This is a genomic window from Klebsiella sp. HC6, from assembly GCF_022605325.1.
In the GTDB taxonomy this organism is placed as follows: Bacteria; Pseudomonadota; Gammaproteobacteria; order Enterobacterales; family Enterobacteriaceae; genus Klebsiella; species Klebsiella terrigena.
In genome coordinates this window covers 2,630,509-2,652,674 of sequence record NZ_CP093276.1, presented here as the reverse complement: position 1 = coordinate 2,652,674, position 22,166 = coordinate 2,630,509, and the positions used below count along the sequence as shown (strand labels likewise).

At 61.4% G+C, this 22,166-nt stretch carries 24 protein-coding genes; 11 read left to right on the top strand and 13 right to left on the bottom strand.

From position 1 onward, the window contains the following. Positions 1 to 49 precede the first annotated feature (49 nt). From MMW58_RS12960 to MMW58_RS12940, 5 genes are all read right to left on the bottom strand, one after another. Positions 50 to 1,042 carry a D-cysteine desulfhydrase gene (locus MMW58_RS12960; RefSeq protein WP_241723539.1) on the bottom strand — a complete coding sequence of 331 codons (993 nt, stop codon included), beginning with the start codon at positions 1,040 to 1,042 and terminating at the stop codon, positions 50 to 52. Between the two features lie 75 nt (positions 1,043 to 1,117). Then, positions 1,118 to 1,504 carry a RidA family protein gene (locus MMW58_RS12955; protein ID WP_133598068.1) on the bottom strand — a complete coding sequence of 129 codons (387 nt, stop codon included), beginning with the start codon at positions 1,502 to 1,504 and terminating at the stop codon, positions 1,118 to 1,120. A 27-nt stretch (positions 1,505 to 1,531) separates the two neighbouring features. Further along, a complete protein-coding gene (locus MMW58_RS12950; protein WP_133598070.1) occupies positions 1,532 to 2,950 on the bottom strand; it encodes a Na+/H+ antiporter NhaC family protein in 1,419 nt (472 codons plus the stop codon). Next, a complete protein-coding gene (locus MMW58_RS12945) occupies positions 2,943 to 4,130 on the bottom strand; it encodes a trans-sulfuration enzyme family protein (protein WP_241723538.1) in 1,188 nt (395 codons plus the stop codon). The genes MMW58_RS12950 and MMW58_RS12945 overlap by 8 nt, the downstream gene beginning before the upstream one ends. A gap of 395 nt (positions 4,131 to 4,525) precedes the next feature. Next, positions 4,526 to 5,440, bottom strand: coding sequence for a LysR family transcriptional regulator (locus MMW58_RS12940; protein ID WP_166646146.1), 915 nt, complete (start codon positions 5,438 to 5,440; stop codon positions 4,526 to 4,528). Positions 5,441 to 5,582: 142 nt separating this feature from the next. On the opposite strand from MMW58_RS12940, the gene MMW58_RS12935 reads away from it, so the two are divergent. From MMW58_RS12935 to cspF, 8 genes are all read left to right on the top strand, one after another. Further along, positions 5,583 to 6,290, top strand: a complete 708-nt coding sequence (locus tag MMW58_RS12935) for a CoA transferase subunit A (RefSeq protein WP_241723537.1) — start codon at positions 5,583 to 5,585, stop codon at positions 6,288 to 6,290. A gap of 2 nt (positions 6,291 to 6,292) precedes the next feature. After that, positions 6,293 to 6,949: a CoA transferase subunit B gene (locus tag MMW58_RS12930; RefSeq protein WP_241723536.1), complete on the top strand. Its 657-nt coding sequence runs from the start codon at positions 6,293 to 6,295 to the stop codon at positions 6,947 to 6,949. 10 nt (positions 6,950 to 6,959) lie between these two features. Next, a complete protein-coding gene (locus MMW58_RS12925; RefSeq protein WP_241723535.1) occupies positions 6,960 to 8,156 on the top strand; it encodes an acetyl-CoA C-acetyltransferase in 1,197 nt (398 codons plus the stop codon). Continuing rightward, positions 8,153 to 9,076, top strand: coding sequence for a 3-hydroxyacyl-CoA dehydrogenase family protein (locus MMW58_RS12920; protein ID WP_241723534.1), 924 nt, complete (start codon positions 8,153 to 8,155; stop codon positions 9,074 to 9,076). Before MMW58_RS12925 ends, MMW58_RS12920 begins: the two co-directional genes overlap by 4 nt. A 43-nt stretch (positions 9,077 to 9,119) precedes the next feature. Next, complete coding sequence (locus MMW58_RS12915) at positions 9,120 to 10,514, top strand: GntP family permease (RefSeq protein ID WP_208113309.1); 1,395 nt, start codon at positions 9,120 to 9,122, stop codon at positions 10,512 to 10,514. 37 nt (positions 10,515 to 10,551) lie between these two features. Continuing rightward, entirely contained in the window at positions 10,552 to 11,322 is a 771-nt protein-coding gene (locus tag MMW58_RS12910; protein ID WP_045858706.1) for a 3-hydroxybutyrate dehydrogenase, read from the top strand. Positions 11,323 to 11,489: 167 nt separating this feature from the next. Then, on the top strand, positions 11,490 to 11,660 hold the full coding sequence (locus MMW58_RS12905; RefSeq protein ID WP_217698331.1) for a YnfU family zinc-binding protein: 171 nt from the start codon (positions 11,490 to 11,492) through the stop codon (positions 11,658 to 11,660). A 195-nt stretch (positions 11,661 to 11,855) separates the two neighbouring features. After that, the gene (gene cspF, locus MMW58_RS12900) at positions 11,856 to 12,068 is read left to right on the top strand and encodes a cold shock-like protein CspF (protein WP_133598088.1); all 213 of its coding nucleotides are present in this window, start codon (positions 11,856 to 11,858) and stop codon (positions 12,066 to 12,068) included. 12 nt (positions 12,069 to 12,080) lie between these two features. On the opposite strand, the gene MMW58_RS12895 is transcribed toward cspF, so the two are convergent. Then, positions 12,081 to 12,953: a LysR family transcriptional regulator gene (locus tag MMW58_RS12895; RefSeq protein WP_133598089.1), complete on the bottom strand. Its 873-nt coding sequence runs from the start codon at positions 12,951 to 12,953 to the stop codon at positions 12,081 to 12,083. A gap of 106 nt (positions 12,954 to 13,059) precedes the next feature. On the opposite strand from MMW58_RS12895, the gene budA reads away from it, so the two are divergent. From budA to MMW58_RS12880, 3 genes are read left to right on the top strand one after another with little or no spacing between them, the layout of a single operon-like run. After that, the gene (gene budA, locus MMW58_RS12890; RefSeq protein WP_045858713.1) at positions 13,060 to 13,839 is read left to right on the top strand and encodes an acetolactate decarboxylase; all 780 of its coding nucleotides are present in this window, start codon (positions 13,060 to 13,062) and stop codon (positions 13,837 to 13,839) included. Between the two features lie 10 nt (positions 13,840 to 13,849). Beyond that, the gene (alsS, locus tag MMW58_RS12885) at positions 13,850 to 15,529 is read left to right on the top strand and encodes an acetolactate synthase AlsS (RefSeq protein WP_133598091.1); all 1,680 of its coding nucleotides are present in this window, start codon (positions 13,850 to 13,852) and stop codon (positions 15,527 to 15,529) included. A 22-nt stretch (positions 15,530 to 15,551) separates the two neighbouring features. Further along, positions 15,552 to 16,322, top strand: a complete 771-nt coding sequence (locus tag MMW58_RS12880; RefSeq protein ID WP_159235825.1) for a (S)-acetoin forming diacetyl reductase — start codon at positions 15,552 to 15,554, stop codon at positions 16,320 to 16,322. A 633-nt stretch (positions 16,323 to 16,955) separates the two neighbouring features. Here the strand turns inward: MMW58_RS12880 and ccmI are convergent. From ccmI to MMW58_RS12845, 7 genes are read right to left on the bottom strand one after another with little or no spacing between them, the layout of a single operon-like run. Then, positions 16,956 to 17,798 (bottom strand): c-type cytochrome biogenesis protein CcmI, encoded by an 843-nt coding sequence (ccmI, locus tag MMW58_RS12875; protein WP_241723533.1) that lies wholly within the window; start codon positions 17,796 to 17,798, stop codon positions 16,956 to 16,958. Beyond that, positions 17,795 to 18,253: a cytochrome c-type biogenesis protein gene (locus MMW58_RS12870; RefSeq protein ID WP_371822999.1), complete on the bottom strand. Its 459-nt coding sequence runs from the start codon at positions 18,251 to 18,253 to the stop codon at positions 17,795 to 17,797. Before MMW58_RS12870 ends, ccmI begins: the two co-directional genes overlap by 4 nt. Continuing rightward, entirely contained in the window at positions 18,250 to 18,807 is a 558-nt protein-coding gene (locus MMW58_RS12865; protein ID WP_241723720.1) for a DsbE family thiol:disulfide interchange protein, read from the bottom strand. Before MMW58_RS12865 ends, MMW58_RS12870 begins: the two co-directional genes overlap by 4 nt. Then, complete coding sequence (locus MMW58_RS12860) at positions 18,807 to 20,759, bottom strand: heme lyase CcmF/NrfE family subunit (RefSeq protein WP_241723532.1); 1,953 nt, start codon at positions 20,757 to 20,759, stop codon at positions 18,807 to 18,809. The genes MMW58_RS12865 and MMW58_RS12860 overlap by 1 nt, the downstream gene beginning before the upstream one ends. Next, entirely contained in the window at positions 20,756 to 21,214 is a 459-nt protein-coding gene (gene ccmE, locus MMW58_RS12855) for a cytochrome c maturation protein CcmE (RefSeq protein ID WP_128877987.1), read from the bottom strand. Before ccmE ends, MMW58_RS12860 begins: the two co-directional genes overlap by 4 nt. Then, positions 21,198 to 21,428: a heme exporter protein CcmD gene (gene ccmD / locus MMW58_RS12850; RefSeq protein ID WP_133598099.1), complete on the bottom strand. Its 231-nt coding sequence runs from the start codon at positions 21,426 to 21,428 to the stop codon at positions 21,198 to 21,200. The genes ccmE and ccmD overlap by 17 nt, the downstream gene beginning before the upstream one ends. Then, positions 21,425 to 22,162: a heme ABC transporter permease gene (locus MMW58_RS12845; RefSeq protein WP_241723531.1), complete on the bottom strand. Its 738-nt coding sequence runs from the start codon at positions 22,160 to 22,162 to the stop codon at positions 21,425 to 21,427. Before MMW58_RS12845 ends, ccmD begins: the two co-directional genes overlap by 4 nt. Positions 22,163 to 22,166 lie beyond the last annotated feature (4 nt).

The window sequence follows — 22,166 nt, the reverse complement described above, 5'->3', positions numbered from 1 at the left end:
ATCATCGCCCCGCTCAGCGCAGCCGGGGCATCGCGGCAAAGCGTGAGGCTTAAACCTGCGGACAATAGGCGAACAGCGCCGGGGCGCCGCCGGTATGGATAAACATCAGCGGACCGCTGCCGCTGAATCGCGATGTTTGCACGCCGTCAATCAGCCCCGCCATCGCCTTGCCGGTATAAACCGGATCCAGCATGATGCCTTCCAGGCTCGCCAGCAGCTCAACCGCCCGCATCCCCTTGCTATTCGGCGTGCCGTAGCGCGGCGCAAAGTAGTCATCCCACAGCGTTATCGGCGAAGATGTCGTCACGTTGAGCCGCGCCGAGAGTTCGTTCTGCAGCTTTGCCACCTTAGGCAGCTGGTCGCCGGCAAGGCGTGAAACGGTCACCCCAACCACCGCTATATCCGGCCGGCAGTGGGCAAAACCGACCGCCAGTCCGGCATGGGTTCCCGCGCTCCCCGAAGGTACCACCAGCGAGTCGATATGGAGATCCATCCGCGCGCACTGCTCGGCGATTTCCAGCGCACAGTCAACGTAGCCCAGCGACCCCAGCGCGTTGGAGCCGCCAACGGGAATGACGTACGGCTTCGCCCCGCCGCGAGCGAGCCTCTCGCTAAACGCCTGCAGCTGCGCATCAGGATCGCTAAGCGCCTCGACGCTTTCCAGACGACAGCCCATCATCGAGGAGAGTAAATAGTTACCGTTAGCGAGATAGTTTGGCGCCTCCGTGGCGATCGGATTCTCCAGCAGCGCCGCACATTTCAGGCCCAGATGCGCGGCTGCGGCTGCGGTCTGGCGCACGTGATTCGACTGAATGGCACCCGCCGTCACCAGCGTATCGCAGCCTTGTTGAAGCGCATCTGCGACGAGAAACTCGAGCTTTCTGAGCTTATTGCCCCCCATACCAAGATATGAAAGATCGTCTCGCTTAATATAGATATCGCGCTGCAGATACTCCGACAGCCGTTTGAGGTGCTGGATCGGCGTCACCGCCCCCACCAGCTCAACGCGCGGCAGCGCCTGCAGATAGTTTTTTATCAGCATTACGTTTGCTCTCAATAAGAAGGAATAAAAACGGTGGCGCGACGCGGCCACCGCTGTGATAACGCTGAGGCGGCGTTAGCCCTGCCAGGCTACCGCTTCAATTTCAACTTTGACGTCTTTAGGCAGGCGCGCAACCTCCACGCAGGAGCGCGCCGGATACGGCACCGAGTGCTGGTCAAAAAACCCGGCGTAGGCCTGATTAATTGCCGCAAACTCATTCAGGTCCTTGACGAAAATATTAACCTTACAAATATGTTCGAGGGCTAACCCGCCGGCTTCAATAATAGCCTTAATGTTCTCCAGGCTTTGCCGGGCCTGCCCGGCGGCACATTCGGCGATCTCGCCGGTAGCCGGATGAATCGGCAGCTGACCCGAGGTAAAAATAAAACCCCCTGCCCGGGCGCCCTGAATATAGGGGCCAATAGCTTCCGGAGCCTGCGGCGTAGCGATAACCTTAGTCATGATAAATCCTTGTATGAGTATTGAGCGTTAAATAGAAAATCCGACGATTAAATAGACGATGAGCGCGAGGAACCCGGTAACCAGCGCATAGGGCATCTGCGTGCGAATATGCTCAATGTGATCGCAGTTGGTGGCCATTGAAGCCACGATGGCGTCGCTGGAGATAGGCGAAGTCATGTCGCCAAAGATTGAACCGGAAATAGCCGCGCCGATCATAAAGTGAGGGTCAATACCGAGTGAAACGCCCAGCTGCACGCCGATTGGGATCATAATGGCGAACGTTCCCCACGAGGTCCCGGTGGCTAAAGACATGACCGCCGCAATCAAAAAGATAAAGCCAATCGAAAATCCGGAGGGAATAACGCCCGAGGTAATGGAGGCAATATACTGCCCGGTGTTGAGCTCTGCCGAAATATGGCCCATCAAAAAGGCGAGGATCATAATTGAGCTAATTTTCACCATGCTGGCGTAGCCGATATAGAGCTCTTTAAAGAAATTCTCGACGTTTAAAATGCCGCGTAGTCTGAACCAGGCAAAAGAGACCACGGTACCGAACATCACCCCGGAGTAGACCGACATGGAGCCGCTGCCCCTGGAGAACTGCCCGTCGCCGGTAATATAGAGCACCACCGGAACCATCAGCACGGTTGAAAGAATAGGGATAAAGAAGTTGAGTAGCGAGTTGGATGCCGGATGGTCAATCACCGGGTCCTGCTCCGCTTCGCTCTCCTCCTGCTCTTGCTCCATCAGGCAGGACTCAAAGCGAACTTCCGCCTTTTTCATCGGCCCCCAGGTGCAGCCGGACAGGATATAGAAGATGACGGACGCCAGCGAAAACCAGGCCATGATATTCCAGACCATTGAGCTGGCCAGCACTTCAAAGGGTTCGCCGGTCAAATAGCCCTGCGCAATCTGTACGCCGATAATCCCCATCATCGCCGCCCCCCAGCCGTTGATCATCACCGATGAGCAGACCGATACGCAGGAGGTTTGAATGATGTAGGACATCTTTTCCGGCGAGACCTTATAGCGCCGGGCGAGATTTTTTGTCGACGCCCCGGCAATCAACTGGTTAATCGAGCTCTCGATAAAGATAAGCGAGGTGACCAGCATCGCCAGCAGCTGAACCGACTTCTTATTGGTGACAAAGTCGTTTTTCTCAGAGAGAAACTGGACCAGCTTGCGCACGCCGCCGGTTACCACGATGAGCCGCATAATGCCGCCGATCATCACCATAAAGATTATCGTTCGCGCGTTGCCCGCGGAGGCAAAGGTCTCAATGATGCCGTTGAGGGTACCGCCAACGCCCTGGATCAGGCTTTGATGAATTACCGCATACCCGACAAAAATGCCGGTCAGCAGGGAGAGGATCACCTGCCGGGTGAGGATCGCCAAAATAATGGTGACCATCGGGGTGATAATTGTCCAGATGCCATAGTCATGCATGATCGCCATCCTGTGTGCGGGCGCCGGCGGCAAAAGCCGCATCGAGGTCGGCTAGCAGATCCTCAACGTTCTCGATCCCGACGGAGAACCGAAGCGTGGTGTCGTAGACGCCTATCGCTTCCCGCTCCTCTTTTGACATCGCGGCATGCGACATCGATGCCGAATGATTGATCATGCTCTCCACGCCGCCCAGCGATTCGGCAAGCACGAAATAGCGCAGGCCGGAGATAAAGCGTTTCAGGCCCTGCAGGTCGCCTTTTAGGGTAGCGGTAACCACCGCTCCCCCCGAGCGCATCTGCTTTTTGCACAGCGCGTGCTGCGGATGCGAAGGCAGGCCGGGATAATAGACGCGGGCAACCGCCGGATGATTTTCAAGGTACTCGGCAACACGCTGGGCGTTGCTGCACTGGCGCTGCATGCGCACATCCAGCGTTTTCATCCCGCGCAGCGCGAGGTAGGCATCGAAAGGCGATGCGATAGCGCCAACGGTGGTTTTGATAAAATCAAGCCGGGCGGCGAGCGGTTCGCTCCGGGCAATCACCGCCCCGCCAATTAAATCGGAGTGGCCGCCGATATATTTACTGGTGGAGAGCATCACCAGATCCGCCCCCATTGCCAGCGGCTGATGGTTCCAGGCGCTGGCGAAGGTATTATCGACGCAGGTCAAAATACCGCGCGCTTTCGCAATACGGCACACTTTATTAATATCCACCAGCTCCAGCAGCGGATTAGTCGGCGTTTCAATCCAGATTAAATTCGTATTTTCCTGAATGCTGGCAATCAGGCTTTCTTCATCATTAAGATCAATATAGGAAACGGTGGCGCCGGTTGTATTGCCCTTTAGCTTATCGAACAGGCGCCAGGTGCCGCCATATACACCCTGCATGGCAATAATATGAGAGTCTTTCGGCAACAGCTCCATAACGATATTCGTGGCGGCCATGCCCGAGGCGGTAGCGGTGGCATAAACCCCGCCCTCAAGCTCGGCAAGCGCCGACTCATAAGCCTTACGGGTCGGGTTCGACACCCTCGAGTAGCAAAAATCGCCGCCTTCATTGAGATTCGGCTGTATAAAGGAGCTGGCGGTAACAATCGGGGTAAATATGGCATTATTCGCCGGATCAATTTGATTCCCGGCATGGACAACCAGAGTCGCAATATCTTTAAATTTATTTTTCATAGGATATACTCAAACTATTATTCGACATTAGGCATTGAACATTTATCTCGCCAATAGCATCAGCGCCGGCTAATAAAACAGCAGCCGAAACGCCGCAGAGAGCTAAAAAAATAGCCAGCTGCGCTGCTATCAACACAGAGATATTTATAAATCAACCACTCTTAAAATATATATTAGCGCCCGAAGAAAATCTTACCTATTTTCCCCCAAACAAGGGCGAAGTGGAGAAATTTATTCTCCAAAACCCAAAAAGGCAATTATTCAAGTAATTGATAAATATCACTATATTTATTAATGGTGATTTGAATCACAAAAAATAGGGGAAAAATCACACTCTTTATCCCTTGCCCGGGGAAATTAATTCCCCGGGCCGGCGCTGCGGGCCTGCTTCAGCATTACGGCAAATACCGTCCCGGCGGCCAGGCGGGCAGAAAACCCTTCAGCGTGTCCAACAGCGCCTGCGCCGCTTTTGAGAGCTGCATATGTCCGGCGTGGATCACCCCGATGCATTTTTCAATCGGCGGGTTATCCAGCGGCAGGCACACCGCCCCCAGCGCCGCCATCTGCGAGCGGCACAGCGCCGGCACCGCGCTGCCGCCGAGGCCGCTGGCGACCATCCGCCCCACCGTGACCAGCTGGTGGCTCTCCAGCGCCACGTCGAGCTTACGCCCGCTGCGCGCCAGCTCCTCCTCGAGCATCAGACGCACCGCCGACGGCCGCTGGAGGGTAATAAAATCCAGCGTCAGCAGCTCGCGCCACGAAAGGTGGCTTTTACCGGCTAAGGGGGACTCTTTCGGCACAATCGCCACGAAGCGGTCTAGCGCGAGGGGCGTAAAAAGCAGGTTGTTGGTCGGCGCGGGCTCAAAGGCGATGCCCATCTCCACCCGCCCTTCGCGAACCATTTCAATCACCTGTTCGTTGATGACGTCGTGAACCGTGACGTTAATCGCCGCATAGCGGTCGCGGAAGGCTTTCAGCACCTCGGGCAGCACGTTCGCGGCAAAGGAGGGCATCGCGGCGATGGAGATTTTTCCCCGCTGCAGGGTAAAGCTCTGGCGCATCGCCTCTTCGGCGTTATCCCAGTCCGCCAGCAGCTGGCGGGCCATCGGTAGAAAAATCTCGCCCTCCTGCGTCAGCGTCACTTTACGGGTGCTGCGCTGCAGCAGAGGGCCGCCTAAAACCTCTTCCAGCCCCTTGATCGTCAAACTGAGCGCCGGCTGGGAAAGATTCAGCCTCTCGCTGGCGTGGGCGAAATTCAGAGTGTGAGCTACCGCTAAAAACGCGCGTAACTGTTTGACACTCATTCTCATTTTTTATCCTGTTAACTAATTGAAAAAATTTAGTTAACAATAAATTAATAAAAAAACCAAATGAGTGGGTCACAAATTCAAAATTAACAAATCAGTCTTCGCCCCCAATGATAACCCTATCGCAAGCCAGCAGAGGTGAAACATGGCAGGACTGGATAAGCGCGTCGCCAGCTACGAAGCGGCGCTGGAAGGGTTAACCGACGGAATGACGGTACTGGCGGGCGGCTTTGGCCTCTGCGGGATCCCGGAAAACCTCATCGCTGAAGTGCAGCGCCGCGGGGTGCGGGGCCTGACGGTGGTGTCAAATAACTGCGGCGTCGACGGCTTTGGCCTCGGCATGCTGCTGGAGAGCCGCCAGGTGCGCAAGGTGGTGGCCTCCTACGTGGGCGAAAACGCGCTCTTTGCCCAGCAGGCGCTGAGCGGCGAGCTCGACGTCGAACTCACCCCCCAGGGCACGCTGGCGGAGAAAATTCGCGCCGGCGGGGCCGGTATTCCGGGGTTTTATACCGCCACCGGCTACGGTACGTCGGTGGCCGAAGGCAAAGAAGTGCGCCAGTTTGCCGGCAAGCACTACATCCTCGAAGAGGCCATTAGCGGCGATTTCGCCCTGATTAAGGGCTGGAAGGCCGACTGGTACGGCAACGTTATCTATCGCCACACCGCGCAAAACTTTAATCCGCTGATGGCCGCCGCCGGGCGCATTACGGTGGTGGAAGTGGAAGAGATTGTCCCCCCAGGCGAACTGCCGCCGGCCACCATTCATACTCCCGGCATCTACGTTGACAGGCTGATCGTCGGTAACTTTGAGAAACGTATTGAGCAGCGCACGCTGCGCGCGGGGGACCTCTGACTATGCTGACTCGTGAACAAATGGCGATGCGCGTCGCCCGGGAGCTGCGCGACGGCGACTACGTCAACCTCGGTATCGGCATCCCGACGCTGGTCGCCAACTACATCCCCGACGGCATCGACGTGATGCTGCAATCTGAAAATGGCCTGCTCGGCATGGGCGGCTTTCCGCTGGAAGAGCAGCTCGACGCCGACATGATTAACGCCGGTAAACAGACCGTCACCGCCCGCGTCGGCGCGGCAATTTTTGACTCCGCGCAGTCCTTCGCCATGATCCGCGGCGGCCACGTCGACCTGACCGTGCTCGGCGCCTTCGAAGTGGACGTGCAGGGCAATATTGCCTCGTGGATGATCCCCGGGAAAATGGTCAAGGGCATGGGCGGAGCGATGGACCTGGTGGCCGGGGCGCAGAACATCATCGTGGTGATGACCCACGCCTCAAAGGATGGCGAATCCAAGCTGCTGCCGCAGTGCACCCTGCCGCTCACCGGCGTCGGCTGCATTCAGCGGGTGCTGACCGACCTCGCCCTGCTGGAGATTATCGACGGGGCATTTGTGCTGCGCGAATGCGCCCCGGGCGTCAGCGTCGCGGAGATTGTCAGCAAAACCGCCGGCCGCCTGATCGTCCCTGACGACGTGCGCGAAATGCGCTTCAACTGAGGAGATCCCTATGCAAGAGGTTGTGATTGTCAGCGCCGCCAGAACGCCGGTCGGCAGCTTTCGCGGCGCCTTCGCCACGCTTTCCGCGGTGGATCTCGGCGTTGAGGTCGTGCGCGGCCTGCTGGCCCGTAGCCAGCTCCCGGCGGATGCGGTCGATGAGCTTATTTTCGGCCAGGTGCTTACCGCCGGCTGCGGACAAAACCCGGCGCGCCAGACGGCGCTGCGGGCCGGGCTGTCGGTTGATACCCCGGCGGTGACGGTGAACCTGGTCTGCGGCTCCGGGCTGAAGGCCGTTCAGCAGGCGGCCCAGGCCATCCGCTGCGGCGACGCGGAAATCGTCATCGCCGGCGGCCAGGAAAGCATGAGCAACGCGGCGTATCTGGTGGATGGCGCCCGCGCCGGGCTGCGCTTCGGCCACACCACCCTGCTCGACAGCATGATCCAGGACGGCCTGTGGGACGCCTTCAACGACTACCACATGGGCATCACCGCCGAAAACCTCGCCGACGAATTCGCCATTACCCGCCAGCGCCAGGACGCCTTCGCCGCCTGCTCGCAGCAAAAGGCGGCGGCGGCCATCGAAGCGGGCCGCTTTGACGATGAAATTGTCCCCGTCAGCGTCAGCCAGGGCAAAAAGGCGCTGCGGCGGGTTGAGCACGACGAGCAACCGCGCCCGGATACCAGCGAAGAGCAGCTGGCGCAGCTGCGCCCGGCCTTTCGCCCGCAGGACGGCAGCGTCACCGCCGGCAACGCCTCTTCACTAAACGACGGCGCGGCGGCGGTGCTGCTGATGAGCGCCGATAAAGCCCGCGAGCTGGGGCTGCCGGTGCTCGGCAAAATCGTCAGCTCCGCCGTCGCCGGCGTTGACCCGGCGGTGATGGGAATAGGCCCGGTTAGCGCCTGTCGGCTGGCGCTTGCGCGCGCCGGATGGACGCTGGATGAGGTCGATTTAATTGAAGCCAACGAAGCCTTCGCCGTGCAGGCGCTGGCCGTCGGCGAGGCGCTGGGCTGGGACAGCCGGAAGGTGAACGTCAACGGCGGCGCCATCGCCCTCGGCCACCCCATCGGCGCCTCCGGCTGCCGCATTCTGGTGACCCTGCTGTATGAGATGCAGCGGCGCGGCGTCAGTAAAGGGCTGGCAACCCTCTGCGTCGGCGGCGGACAGGGCATCGCCATGACCATTGAACGTGAACGGGAGGCATCATGAATGAACCAAACATCGCGGTACTCGGCAGCGGGCTGATGGGCGTCGGCATTGCCTGCCACTTTGCCCGCCACGGCCATCGGGTGCGGATCTACGACACCGATCCTGCGCGGATCGCCGAAATTGCCGCCGTCGCCAGCGCCATTCTTAACGAACTGCAGGATGCCGGGCAGTTCGACGACGCCAACCGCGCCGCGGCGCTGGGCAACCTCTGCGGCACCACCGCGCTGAGCGACGTGGCGGATTGCACCCTGCTGATTGAGGCGATTCCGGAGCGCCTGCCGCTTAAGCACGCCCTGTACGCGCAGCTTGAGGCGCTGATCGCCGACGATGCGGTGATTGCCAGCAATACCAGCGGCCTGCCGCCGGATCGGCTGGCGCAGGGGATGAAGCATCCGCAGCGCCTGCTGATCGCCCATTTCTGGCACCCGCCGCATTTTATTCCGCTCGTCGAGGTGGTTCCCGGCAGCGCCACCCGCCCGGAGCTGCCGCTGCAGGTGAGCGACTTTTTATCCGCAACCGGGCTGGAGGCGGTGGTGCTCAACCGCGCCGCGCCGGGCTTCGTCGGCAACCGCCTGCAGTTTGCCCTGCTGCGCGAGGCGCTGCACATCGTGCAAAGCGGGATCGCCTCGCCGGAGGTGGTGGACCGGGTGATGCGCTCCTCGCTCGGCCGCCGCTACGCGATGGTTGGCCCGCTTGAGGCCGCGGATATGACCGGGCTGGCAACGGTCAAGGATATTTGTCAGCACCTGCTGCCGGAGCTCGCCAGCGGGTCGCAGATGATGGAGCTGGTGACGGAAAAGGTCGCCAGGGGCGAGACCGGCGCCCGCAGCGGGCAAGGCTTTTACCGCTGGGATGAGGCGCGCAACGCCCGTATTCAGTCGCGCCGGGAGCACCTGCTGCGCCACGCCCTGAAACCGTAACTTCTCGTACTGTACCCAACAATAACAATGAGAGTGAGGAGTCGTGATGAGTGTTTTGATTGCCCTGGCCGCGCTGGCGCTACTGATGCTGGCCGCCTACCGAGGATATAGCGTTATCCTCTTCGCCCCGATCGCCGCCCTTGGTGCGGTACTGCTCACCGATCCGAGCGCCGTCGGCCCGACCTTTACCGGGCTGTTTATGGAAAAAATGGTCGGTTTTGTGAAGCTTTACTTCCCGGTGTTTCTGCTGGGGGCGGTGTTCGGCAAGCTGATTGAGCTTTCGGGCTTCTCGCGCTCTATAGTCGCCGCGGCGATCCGGCTGCTCGGCCGCCGTCACGCCATTCCGGTCATCGTGCTGGTCTGTGCGCTGCTGACCTACGGCGGCGTGTCGCTGTTTGTGGTGGCCTTTGCGGTCTATCCCTTTGCCGCAGAGCTGTTCCGCCAGAGCGGGATCCCCAAGCGGCTGATCCCGGCTACCGTCGCGCTGGGCGCCTTCTCCTTCACCATGGACGCCCTGCCCGGCACGCCGCAGATTCAGAACATTATTCCGACCAGCTTTTTCGGCACCAACGCCTGGGCCGCGCCGTGGCTCGGGCTGATTGGATCGCTGTTTATTATTATCTTTGGCCTGCTGTGGCTGGATCGCCAGCGCCGCAGGGCGCAGGCTCGCGGCGAAGGCTACGGGACGGATCTGCAAAATGAGCCGGAAACGCCTGACAATATTAACCTCCCCCATCCGCTGATTGCGATTGCGCCGCTGCTGCTGGTGGGCGTGCTGAACCTGCTGTTTACCCGCTGGATCCCGCAGTGGTACGGCCCGACCCACGAGCTGAGCCTGCCGGGCCTGGCGAAGCCTATCATCACCGAGACCGGCAAAATCACCGCCATCTGGGCGGTGGAAGCCGCCCTGCTTTCCGGCATTTTAGTGGTGCTGCTGTTCGGCTTTCGCAACATTCGCGGCCGCCTCGCCGAAGGCAGCCGGACGGCGGTGAGCGGGGCCATTCTTGCGGCCATGAATACCGCTTCGGAATATGGCTTCGGCGCGGTCATTGCCGCCCTGCCGGGGTTTCTGGTGCTGTCAAAAGCGCTGACCGCGATCCCCAATCCGCTGCTGAACGAAGCGATCAGCGTCACGGTGCTGGCCGGGATCACCGGTTCGGCCTCCGGGGGGATGAGCATCGCGCTGGCGGCGATGTCGGATACCTTTATCGCCGCCGCGCACGCCGCTAACATTCCGCTTGAGGTGCTGCACCGCGTGGCCTCAATGGCCAGCGGCGGGATGGATACGCTGCCGCACAACGGCGCGGTCATTACGCTGCTCGCCATCACCGGACTCAGCCACCGCCAGGCCTACGGCGGGATCTTCGCCATCACCGTGATTAAGAGCCTGGCGGTCCTGTTCGTGATTGCCGTCTTCTATTTAACCGGTATCGTGTAACTGACAACGTTTAACCGGTAACGCTAAGGAAAATAAGATGAATCTTCAAGGTAAAGTCGCGCTGATCACCGGCTCAACGAGCGGCATTGGTTTAGGGATCGCCCGGGTGCTGGCGAAAGCCGGAGCGCAGACCCTCCTCAACGGCTTTGGCGATAGCCAGGCCGCCTGCGCCGAGGTCGCGCAGCTGGGGCTCGCGCCGGGCTACCACGACGCCGACCTGCGCGACGTAGGCCAAATCGAAGCGATGTTCGCCTGGGCCGAACGCGAGTTTGGCGGCGTCGATATCGTCGTTAACAACGCCGGTATTCAGCACGTCGCGCCGGTCGAGTCCTTCGCCGTCGAGAAATGGGACGATATTCTCGCCATTAACCTGTCGAGCATTTTCCACACCAGCCGGCTGGCGCTGCCGCGCATGCGCGAACGCAACTGGGGACGCATTATCAACATCGCCTCGGTGCACGGTCTGGTAGCCTCTAAGGATAAGTCGGCCTACGTGGCGGCCAAGCACGGAGCCATCGGCTTGACCAAAACCCTGGCGCTGGAGACCGCCAGAACCGGCATCACCTGCAATGCAATCTGCCCCGGCTGGGTGCTGACCCCGCTGGTGCAGCAGCAGATCGACCGACGCATCGCCGAAGGCACGGACCCGCAGCTGGCCAGAGAGCAGCTGGTGGCCGAAAAGCAGCCCTCCGGCGAGTTCGTTACCCCGGAGCAGCTGGGGGAGATGGCGCTATTCCTGTGCAGCGATGCCGCCGCCCAGGTGCGCGGCGCCGCGTGGAATATGGACGGCGGCTGGGTCGCGCAATAGCCGTCGCGGGGCGGAGGACGCGGCTGCCGCATCGTCCTCCCGCCCCGCCGGGATTGCGTAAATAGCCTTGACCAATCAGACGCTTATTTGCCCGCGGCGAAATCATTTCGAGCTATTGATAGCAGAATGATGTATGGTTGCCGGCCATTACATCAGGAAAAAATCATATGTCAGATCGAAAAGACTCGAAAACTCGCCGTAATTACCTTGTAAAATGCTCCTGCCCTAACTGCTCCCAGGAATCAGAACATAGCTTTAGCCGAGTACAAAAAGGCGCCCAGCTCATCTGCCCTTACTGCCACAAACTCTTCCAGTCATCACCCAGAAACGCCGCCTAATCCCTAAATGCCCGACGCTGATTGTGCCTTGCCCCGTTATTTAGATAATTCTTATTATTGGGTCGAATGAGACAATCGGTTTTATTCCGTTCAGGCAAATAGAAAACCCGCACTCCGGCGGGTTTTAAATAGTTCAATATTGTATTTCTTTGCATAACCCAGGTTATCGCATTCCTGTTTTTACCAGGAGTTTATTTGTTCCAAAAAATGACAGGCATTGTCAAAAGCTTTGATAATAAAACCGGCAGAGGCCTTATCGTCCCTTCCGACGGTCGTAAAGACGTTCAGGTTCATATTTCCGCATTATCCCCCAACGAGTCCACGCCAATGACGCCCGGTATTCGCGTTGAGTTTCGTCGGGTTAACGGCCTGCGCGGGCCAACCGCGGCAAACGTCTATACCTGCTAGCCCTGCTCTCGCCTAAAACATCTCCAGAAAACGCTTTACCGTCCGCGAGCGTTCAAAACGCCGCCACGCGATGGCGATCTCGGTCTTCAGCGCCGCGTCCAGCAGGGGATGCCAGGTGACGTTGGGGTGGCGAATACAGGTCATCGACTGAGGCACCAGCGCAAAGCCGAAGCCCGCGTCCACCATGCTAATGGAAGACGAGAGCTGTGAAGATTGCCTGGCGCGGCTCATATCGACCCCGGCACGCCGGCAGCTATCATAAACCTGCTCGTAGAGCCCCGGCGCGACCTCCGGCGGGAAAATAACCGGTACCGCGTCGCTCAGCTGCGCCAGAGAAAGCGCGCTTTCCCCGGAGAGCGGGTGCGAGCGATGCAGCGCGATAACCATCGGCTCCTCGGCAATAATGCGCAAATTAAACGCCTTGCTGCTTTCACACGGCAGGCGCACAAAGGCGATATCCAGCTCCGCCTCGCCCAGGGCGTGCATCAGCGTCGCCATATTGCCTTCGACCTGGCGCAGGGCCACCGACGGATAGCGCTGCTGAAACTGGTACAGCAAAGAGAAAATCTGCGAATGAAAAGCTGCTGAACTGGTGATCCCCGGCACCAGGCTACCGTTCATGCCCCGCGCAATCCCCTTGGTTTTTTCCAGCGCCGCATCGCTTAAGGCGAGGATCTGACAGGCGTCGACGTAGAACGACTCCCCGGCCTCCGTCAGCTCAACCCCTCGCGTCAAACGGCGCAGCAGCGGGGTCCCTATTTCGCGCTCAAGCCTCTGAATTTGCTGACTTAACGGCGGCTGAGAAATCCCAAGATCGTGGGCCGCCCGGGTGAAGTTCCGCGCCTCGGCAACGGCGACAAAATAACGTAAATAGCGAAGTTCCATATCGAAAACGTCTCAAACCAGCATGGATTCTATATTGGAACTGTGAGCTGAATCGGGTCAACATTTATTTAATCTTTCTTATATTTGTTGAACGAGGAAGTGGATTGTGAATCATTATCCTGAATGCACCTGCCAGGAGAGCCTGTGCGAAACCGTACGCGGCTTCTCTGCCCACCATCCTGATAGCGTTATCTATCAGACCTCTCTGATGAGCGCGCTGCTGAGCGGCGTCTATGAGGGGAGCACCACCATCGCCGACCTGCTCACCCACGGCGACTTCGGCCTCGGGACCTTTAACGAACTCGATGGTGAACTGATTGCCTTTAGCAGCGAGGTCTACCAGCTGCGCGCCGACGGCAGCGCGCGTAAAGCCCGGGCGGATCAAAAAACGCCCTTCGCGGTGATGACCTGGTTCCGACCGCAGTACCGTAAAACCTTTGACCACCCGGTCAGCCGCCAGCAGCTGCACGACGTTATCAACCGGCAAATCCCCTCCGATAATCTGTTCTGCGCTCTGCATATTGATGGCCACTTTCGTCACGCCCACACCCGCACCGTGCCGCGGCAGACGCCGCCCTATCGGGCGATGACCGACGTGCTGGATGACCAGCCGGTTTTCCGCTTCAACCAGCGCAAGGGGACGCTGGTCGGCTTTCGCACCCCGCAGCATATGCAGGGCCTCAACGTTGCCGGCTACCACGAGCACTTTATTACCGACGATCGCCAGGGAGGCGGCCATCTGCTGGACTACCAGCTCGATAGCGGCGTGCTGACCTTCGGCGAGATCCACAAGCTGATGATTGACCTCCCGGCCGACAGCGCTTTCCTGCAGGCCGACCTGCATCCTGACAATCTCGATGCCGCCATTCGTGCGGTAGAAAACTAAGGAGCTTCAGATGGACAAACCGCGTCACGAACGTCAGTGGGCCCACGGTGCCGACCTCATCGTCAGCCAGCTTGAGGCCCAGGGCGTACGCCAGGTCTTCGGCATCCCCGGTGCCAAAATCGACAAGGTGTTTGATTCCCTCCTCGACTCCTCAATCCGCATCATTCCGGTACGCCACGAGGCCAACGCCGCCTTTATGGCCGCGGCGGTTGGGCGGATCACCGGTAAAGCGGGCGTCGCGCTGGTCACCTCAGGTCCCGGCTGCTCAAACCTGATTACCGGCATGGCCACCGCCAATAGCGAAGGCGACCCGGTGGTGGCTCTGGGCGGCGCGGTGAAGCGCGCGGATAAGGCCAAGCTGGTTCACCAAAGCATGGACACCGTGGCGATGTTCAGCCCGGTCACCAAATACGCCGTCGAGGTGACCGCCGCCGACGCGCTGGCCGAGGTGGTCTCCAACGCCTTTCGCGCCGCCGAACAGGGGCGTCCGGGGAGCGCGTTTGTCAGCCTGCCGCAGGATATCGTCGACGGCCCCACCCATGGCAGCACGCTGCCCGCCAGCAGAGCGCCGCAGATGGGCGCCGCGCCGGATGGCGCCGTTGACGGCGTGGCGCAGGCGATCGCCGCGGCGAAGAATCCTGTCTTCCTGCTCGGGCTGATGGCCAGCCAGCCGGAAAGCAGCCGCGCCCTGCACCGCCTGCTGGAAAAAAGCCATATTCCGGTCACCAGCACCTATCAGGCCGCCGGGGCGGTGAATCAGGATAACTTCACCCGCTTCGCCGGCCGGGTAGGTCTGTTTAATAACCAGGCGGGCGATCGCCTGCTGCGTCAGGCGGACCTGATCATCTGCATCGGCTATAGCCCGGTTGAGTACGAACCGGCGATGTGGAACAGCGGCACGGCAACCCTGGTGCATATCGACGTGCTGCCGGCCTACGAAGAGCGGAACTACGTCCCGGATATCGAGCTGGTGGGCGACATCGCCGGCACCCTCGAGAAGCTGAGCCAGCGCATTGAGCATCGGCTGGTGTTGACCCCGCAGGCGGCGGACATCCTCGCCGACCGCCAGCGCCAGCGGGAGCTGCTTGACCGCCGCGGGGCGCAGCTGAATCAGTTTGCGCTCCACCCGCTGCGCATCGTGCGGGCGATGCAGGATATCGTCAACAGCGACGTCACCTTGACCGTTGATATGGGCAGTTTCCATATCTGGATTGCCCGCTACCTCTACAGCTTCCGCGCCCGCCAGGTGATGATCTCCAACGGTCAGCAAACGATGGGCGTCGCGCTGCCGTGGGCAATCGGCGCGTGGCTGGTCAATCCGCAGCGCAAGGTGGTCTCGGTGTCCGGCGATGGCGGCTTCCTGCAGTCGAGCATGGAGCTGGAGACCGCCGTGCGCCTGCACGCCAATATTCTGCACATCATCTGGGTCGATAACGGCTACAACATGGTGGCGATTCAGGAACAGAAAAAATATCAGCGCCTCTCCGGCGTAGAGTTCGGCCCGGTCGATTTCAAAGTCTACGCCGAAGCCTTCGGGGCCAGGGGGTTCGCGGTAGAGAGCGCCGACGCCCTGGAGCCGACCCTGCGCGCGGCGATGGACGTCGACGGCCCGGCGGTCGTCGCCATTCCGGTCGATTATCGCGATAACCCTCTGCTGATGGGCCAGCTCCATCTCAGCCAAATACTGTGAGTCACTACAAAAGGAAATGAAAATGGAAAAAGTCGCACTTGTCACCGGCGCCGGTCAGGGCATCGGTAAAGCTATCGCCCTGCGCCTGGTGAAGGATGGATTTGCCGTGGCAATCGCCGATTACAACGACGCTACGGCCGCAGCGGTAGCCGCTGAAATCAACCAGGCCGGCGGCCGCGCGGTGGCCATTAAGGTCGACGTCTCGCGCCGGGACCAGGTTTTCGCCGCCGTTGAGCAGGCGCGTAAAGCCCTGGGCGGATTCGACGTTATCATCAACAACGCCGGCATCGCGCCGTCAACGCCGATCGAGTCCATCACCGAGGAGACCGTTGATCGGGTCTATAACATCAACGTTAAGGGCGTCATCTGGGGGATGCAGGCAGCGGTCGAGGCCTTCAAAAAAGAGGGGCACGGCGGGAAGATCGTCAACGCCTGCTCCCAGGCCGGCCACGTCGGCAACCCGGAGCTGGCGGTCTACAGCTCGAGTAAATTCGCCGTGCGCGGCCTGACGCAAACCGCCGCCCGCGATCTGGCGCCGCTGGGCATCACCGTTAACGGCTACTGCCCGGGGATCGTTAAGACGCCAATGTGGGCGGAGATTGACCGTCAGGTCTCGGAAGCGGCGGGCAAACCGCTGGGCTACGGTACGGCAGAGTTTGCCAAACGCATCACCCTCGGCCGCCTGTCGGAGCCTGAAGACGTCGCCGCCTGCGTGTCGTTTCTCGCCGGCCCGGATTCCGACTATATGACCGGCCAATCGCTGCTGATCGACGGCGGCATGGTATTCAACTAATCGTGGTATTCAACTAATAATATTAAGCTCTGACATGCCTTGCCCCTGCCCTAACGCAGGGGCCTTTTTATGCCCCATCCCACCGCAAGTGCAAACAAATCAGCCCTGTCCAATCTTCCACAGAACATTCCCGGCACATTATTGCGTTCACTGTAGTGGGGGCCGTTCATATTCGGGGAGATTGATCCGCCCACATTTGGTGGAATGTTCCTTTTCACTGCCGTGGAATATTCCGTTCACGATGAGTCCGGGGTTTTTCTCACACCCGCTGCGGGTGAACGGCACGGGGGGCGTTTCGCCCGCCCCCCGTGGCCCCCGGCATGGCGCTGAAAACTGCCGCTGCGCGGTACGCTCCACTCCGGCTTCATCTGGCGGACCGGGCAGGACTCGACGTCCCTGTCTCGACCTGCCTCTCTGGCCGCCGTCCTGGCGGCCAGTCCTGGATGCGCGCCTGCGTTCCCGCCAGTTTTCTTGATGCGCCTTAACCCCCTCGCTGCCAGCCCGTTGTCATTCAGTCGCGATACCATTGCTGGAGGTTTTTCCAGCGACAATTTTTATTGTTGGAAAGTTGGAATGCTGAGTCTCCAGGCGTACGTGGAATATTCCACGGAGTGTGAGAGCCCCCCCGCCAGCCTACGGCGCCCGCCCCTGCGCCTGCGCCAGCTCCCCCTCAATCGCCCGACGCCGGGCATCCCCCGGCGGCAACAGTCCCAGCAGCGCCTGCAGCGCCTCAACCGCCTGAGGATAATCCTCGTTTCGTACCGCGCTCAGCGCCAGCATCTCCAGCACCGGCAGACTCCGCGGCTGCCGCTGATGCAGCTCGCGCAGCAGCAGCTCCCCCATCCGCATCTGCCCGCTATCCCCCGCCCGCACCAGAGCGCTGGCGTAGTCGAAGGTCGCCGCCGGGTCGTCCGCCGACAGCCGATGGGCGCGGGCAAACGCGCCGATCGCCGTCTCGCCGTCGTTCAGCAACAGGCCGATACGCCCCAGCAGCTGCCAGCCGGCGAGATCCTGCGGATTATCCTGCAGCCGGCTGCGCAGCCCCAGCCGAAGCTCGGCGATCTCATCCATCCGCAACGGCGCCGCGGCGGGGTCTTGCACCTGCTGCAGCAGGGCCGGATAGTGGCGCTGCGCCTGCTGCCAGAGCATCACCTGGCCGAAATCGCTGGTTTTAAGAAACAGGCCGCCGCTGAGGCAGACCAGCGCCAGCGCTCCCGGCAGCAGCACCCGGCGGCCAAGGGGCCGGGGAACGCGGGCGTCTGACTCCGGGATATCCGCCAGCAGCGTGCGCTGCAGCTCCACCACCAGCGCCTCGCGGTGAGCGCCGTTTTCCTGCTCCAGCTCCTCCAGGCGCGAGCGGTAGAGCGCCCGGTTAAGCCGATCCCGGTCCATCGCCCCTTTCTCCTGCCAGGGCAGATAGAGCAGCGCGAGGGTGCCGGCCAGCAGCAGCGCGGCAACGATTAAGAACGCAGTCATGCATCATTTCCTTTTTTCAGTAACGCCGCCAGGCGCTGGCGCTCTTGTTCACTCAGCGCTGCATCGGCGGTATCGCGACGCCTGGCGCGCGCCACCAGCAGCCCGGCGCCCGCAATCACAAACAGCCCGGGGATCAGCCACAGCAGGATCGTCCCCGCCGTCAGCGGCGGCTCATAGCTGACGAAGCTGCCATAGCGGGCCACCATATAGGCGACGATCTGCTCCTTGCTCTGCCCCTGCTGCTGCAGCTCGTAGACCTTAAGCCGCATATCGGCGGCGATCATCGCATTCGAATCCGCGATGCTGTTGTTCTGGCATTTCGGACAGCGCAGCTGGGAGGTCACCTCGCGAAACGCCTGCTCCTGGGCCTCGTTTTTAAACTGCCAGGTATCAATGGCTCCCAGCGCGCTGCCCGACAGCAGCAGCGCCATCACGGCGCTCAGCAGGCGCTTCATGGGGTCGACTCCCGGCGATATTTCTCCCACAGCGGCCGCAGCTGCTCGCGCCAGACCCGCTCGTTAAGATCCCCCGCGTGCCGCCAGCGGATAATTCCCCGGCCGTCGATCAGAAAGGTCTCCGGCGCGCCGTAAACGCCGAGGTCCAGCCCCAGCATGCCGCTGCCGTCGAACAGGCTGATGGCGTACGGATTGCCGAGGCTATCGAGCCAGCTCACCGCTTTGCGGCGGTCGTCTTTGTAGTTCAGCCCCACCACGCGTACCCCCTGCTGTGCCAGGCCGTTAAGGAACTGATGCTCGGCGCGACAGGTCGGGCACCAGGTCGCCCAGACGTTGAGCAGCAGCGGCCCGCCGCTGACCAGCACCGAGCGATCGTAGAGCTGGCCCGGGACGTTCAGCGCCTCGAGGCGAAACTCCGGCACCGGTTTGCCCACCAGCGCCGACTCCAGCGTCGTCGGGTCATCGCCGTCGGCGTTGCGCATCAGCTGCCAGCACAGCGCCGCCGCCAGCGCCAGGAACAGCGCCAGCGGGAGAAAAAGCCATCTGCGGTTCATCATTGCGCCTCCTGCAGCTTTTTACGCAGCCGGTAGCGCGGGTCGAGCATGCAGCACAGGCCGCCGAGCGCCATCAGCACGCCGCCGTACCAGATCCAGCGCACGAAGGGTTTGTAGTAGAGGCGCACCGCCCAGCTGCCGTCGCCCAGCTCCTCGCCCAGCGCGGCGTACAGGTCGCGGGTCAGCCCGCCGCTAATCGCCGCTTCGGTCATCATCATCCGGCTGGCGCTGTAGAAGCGCTTTTGCGCATACAGCGTGGCTTCCGGCCGCCCGCCGCGGGTGACCTGAATCACCCCTTCGCCGCCGGTCCAGTTGGCGCCCACGATGTTGCGCACGCCCGCGAAAACGAAGTGGTAGCGGTGGATATCAATGCTGTCGCCGGCCTTCATTCGCACGTCGCGCTCCACGCTGTAGCTCTGGCTGAACGCGATGCCGATAACCGTCACCGCCACGCCGACGTGGCCAAGCACCATCCCCCACTGGCTGCGCGAGAGCGTCCTTAACCCGCGCCAGAATCCGTGCCGGTGGGTAGCGCGTTCGTGTACCTCGATCAGCGAGAAAATAAGCACCCAGATAGCCATCATCAGGCCCAGCGTCGCCATCGCCGCAATGCGGTCCTCCAGCAGCCACGGCAGCAGCAGCGCCAGCAGCAGGGTGACGACCGCTGAAGCCGCCGCGCGCTTCAGCTGTTTCGCCGCAGCGTCGCGTCGCCAGCGCACCAGCGGCCCGATGCCCAGCAGCAGCGCAAACGGTGCCATCAGGGCGGTAAACATGGTGTTGAAGAAGGGTTCGCCAATCGAAATGCTGCCCAGCCCCAGCTCTTTATGCACCAGCGGCAGCAGCGTTCCGAGCAGCACCACCAGCATGGCGGCAATCAGCAGAATATTGTTGCTCAGCAGGAACGACTCCCGCGACCACAGCGAATGCTCAACGCGCGCCCGCACCCGTCCGCCCTTAATGGCGTACAGCAGCAGCGATCCGCCGATGGCAATGACCAGCAGCGCGAGAATAAACAGCCCGCGCGTCGGGTCGGAGGCGAAGGCGTGGACCGAGACCAGCACCCCGGAACGCACCAGGAAGGTCCCCAGCAGGCACAGCGAAAAGGCGGAGATCGCCAGCAGTACGGTCCAGGCGCGGAAGCTGCCGCGTTTTTCCGTTACCGCCAGCGAGTGCAGCAGCGCGGTGCCGACCAGCCACGGCATAAAGGAGGCGTTCTCCACCGGGTCCCAGAACCACCAGCCGCCCCAGCCCAGCTCGTAGTAGGCCCACGCCGACCCGAGGACGATGCCAAGGGTCAGGAAAACCCACGCCGCCTGGGTCCACGGCCGCGACCAGCGCGCCCACGCCGTATCCAGCCGCCCGGCCAGCAGCGACGCGATGGCGAAAGCAAAGGCCACCGAGAATCCCACGTAGCCCATATAGAGGATCGGCGGATGGAAGATCATGCCGATATCCTGCAGCAGCGGATTAAGGTCCCGGCCATCGATGGGATACAGCGGCAGCGTGCGGGTGAAGGGGTTGGAGGTGAGCAGAATAAACAGCAGAAAGCCGAAGGCGATCATCCCCATCACCGCCAGCACTCTGGCGACGGCGTCGAGCGGCATGCGGCGCCTCAGCAGCGCCACCGCAAAGGTCCAGACGCTCAGCAGCAGCACCCACAGCAGCAGGGAGCCCTCGTGGGCGCCCCAGGTCGCGGCCACCCGATACCACACCGGCAGCGCGCTGTTGGAGTTTTCCGCCACGTAGCGCACGGTAAAATCGTTAACCACGAAGGCGTGCACCAGCAGCAGAAAGGCGCCGACGATGCAGAAAAACAGCGCGCAGGCCAGCGGGCGGGCCAGCGCCATCATGCGCCGATCCTGACGCGAAGCGCCCCACAGCGGATAGACGCTCAGCAGCAGGGCCAGGCCCGCCGCGAGGCACAGCAGATAGTTGCCCAGCTCCGGCATCATGGCTGGCTCTCCTTATTCACGGGACTCATGGCGTCCTTTACCTCCGGCGGCGTGTAGTTTTCATCGTGCTTTGCCAGCACCTGGCGGGCGATGATGTGCCGGGGGGAATCCAGCTCGCCCTGGGCAACCACGCCCTGCCCCTCGCGAAACAGATCCGGCAGAATGCCGCGATAGCTCACCTCAACCGCGCCGCGGGCGTCATACAGCGTAAAGCTGACGTCCAGGGTTTGCGCATTGCGCCTGACGCTGCCCGGCTGAACGTAGCCGCCGATGCGCAGGCGCTGCCCGACGTGCGGCTTCTCATGGGTTTCCGTCTTGCCATAGATAATCTCTCCGGGGGTATAGAACAGGTCGATGTTGGCGCTCAGGGCGTACAGCGTCAGGCTGACGGCGAGCCCCAGCCCGGCCGCCACCGCCAGCACGATATAGAGGCGGTTCTTACGACGCGTCTGCATCTGCGGCCTCCCGGTCACGGACGCGCGCGGCGGCAACCCGCCGGTCGCGGGCCTGCTGGCGCCGAACTTCACTGAACAGCGCCCGGCGCTGCCACAGGGTATGCGCCGTCAGCAGGCCAAAGCCCGCCAGCGCGGCGGCGACGGCCAGCCAGACGTACGGCGCGTAGCCGCCCATCGCCAGAAACGCGGCGAAGGAGGAAAAAGCGGGACTCATTTCGAGGCTCCTTTATTCACCAACGCCGCCACCCACGGGCGGCGGCGTTCCTGGCGCAGGATCAGATTGCGCAGGCGCATCAGCGTCAGGGTAATAACCAGGCACAGCAGGCCGAGCATGCAGATGCGCAGCGGCAGGCGCATGCTGGGGTCAATGCTCTGCTGCATATTGGTCGACCCCTGATGCAGGGTGTTCCACCAGATGACCGAATAGTGAACGATCGGCAGATTGACCGCCCCGACCAGCACGAGGATCCCGGCGGCGCGTCCCGCCAGGCGGCGATCGTCGAAGGCGTGCCAGAGGGCAATAATGCCGCCATAAATAAACAGCAGCACCAGCTCAGAGGTCAGACGGGCATCCCAGATCCACCAGGTTCCCCACATCGGCTTGCCCCACGCGGCGCCGCTAACCAGCGCGATAAAGGTGCAGACGGCGCCAACCGGCGCCAGCGCCGCAACGCTAAGGTCGGCCATTTTGGCCTGCCAGACCATGCCGACGAAGGCCGCGGCGGCCATCGCGGCATAGATCCCCATTGACCCCATCGCCGCCGGGACGTGAAGATACATGATGCGATAGCTCTCCCCCTGCTGGTAGTCGGCGGGCGCATAGACAAAGCCCCAGCCCAGCCCCACCGCTAACAGCAGCGCGCTCAGCGTCGCCAGCCACGGGATCCAGCGCCCGCACAGGCCGTATAGCCGTTCGGGGATCGCCAGTTGATGTAATGCTTTCCACATAGAC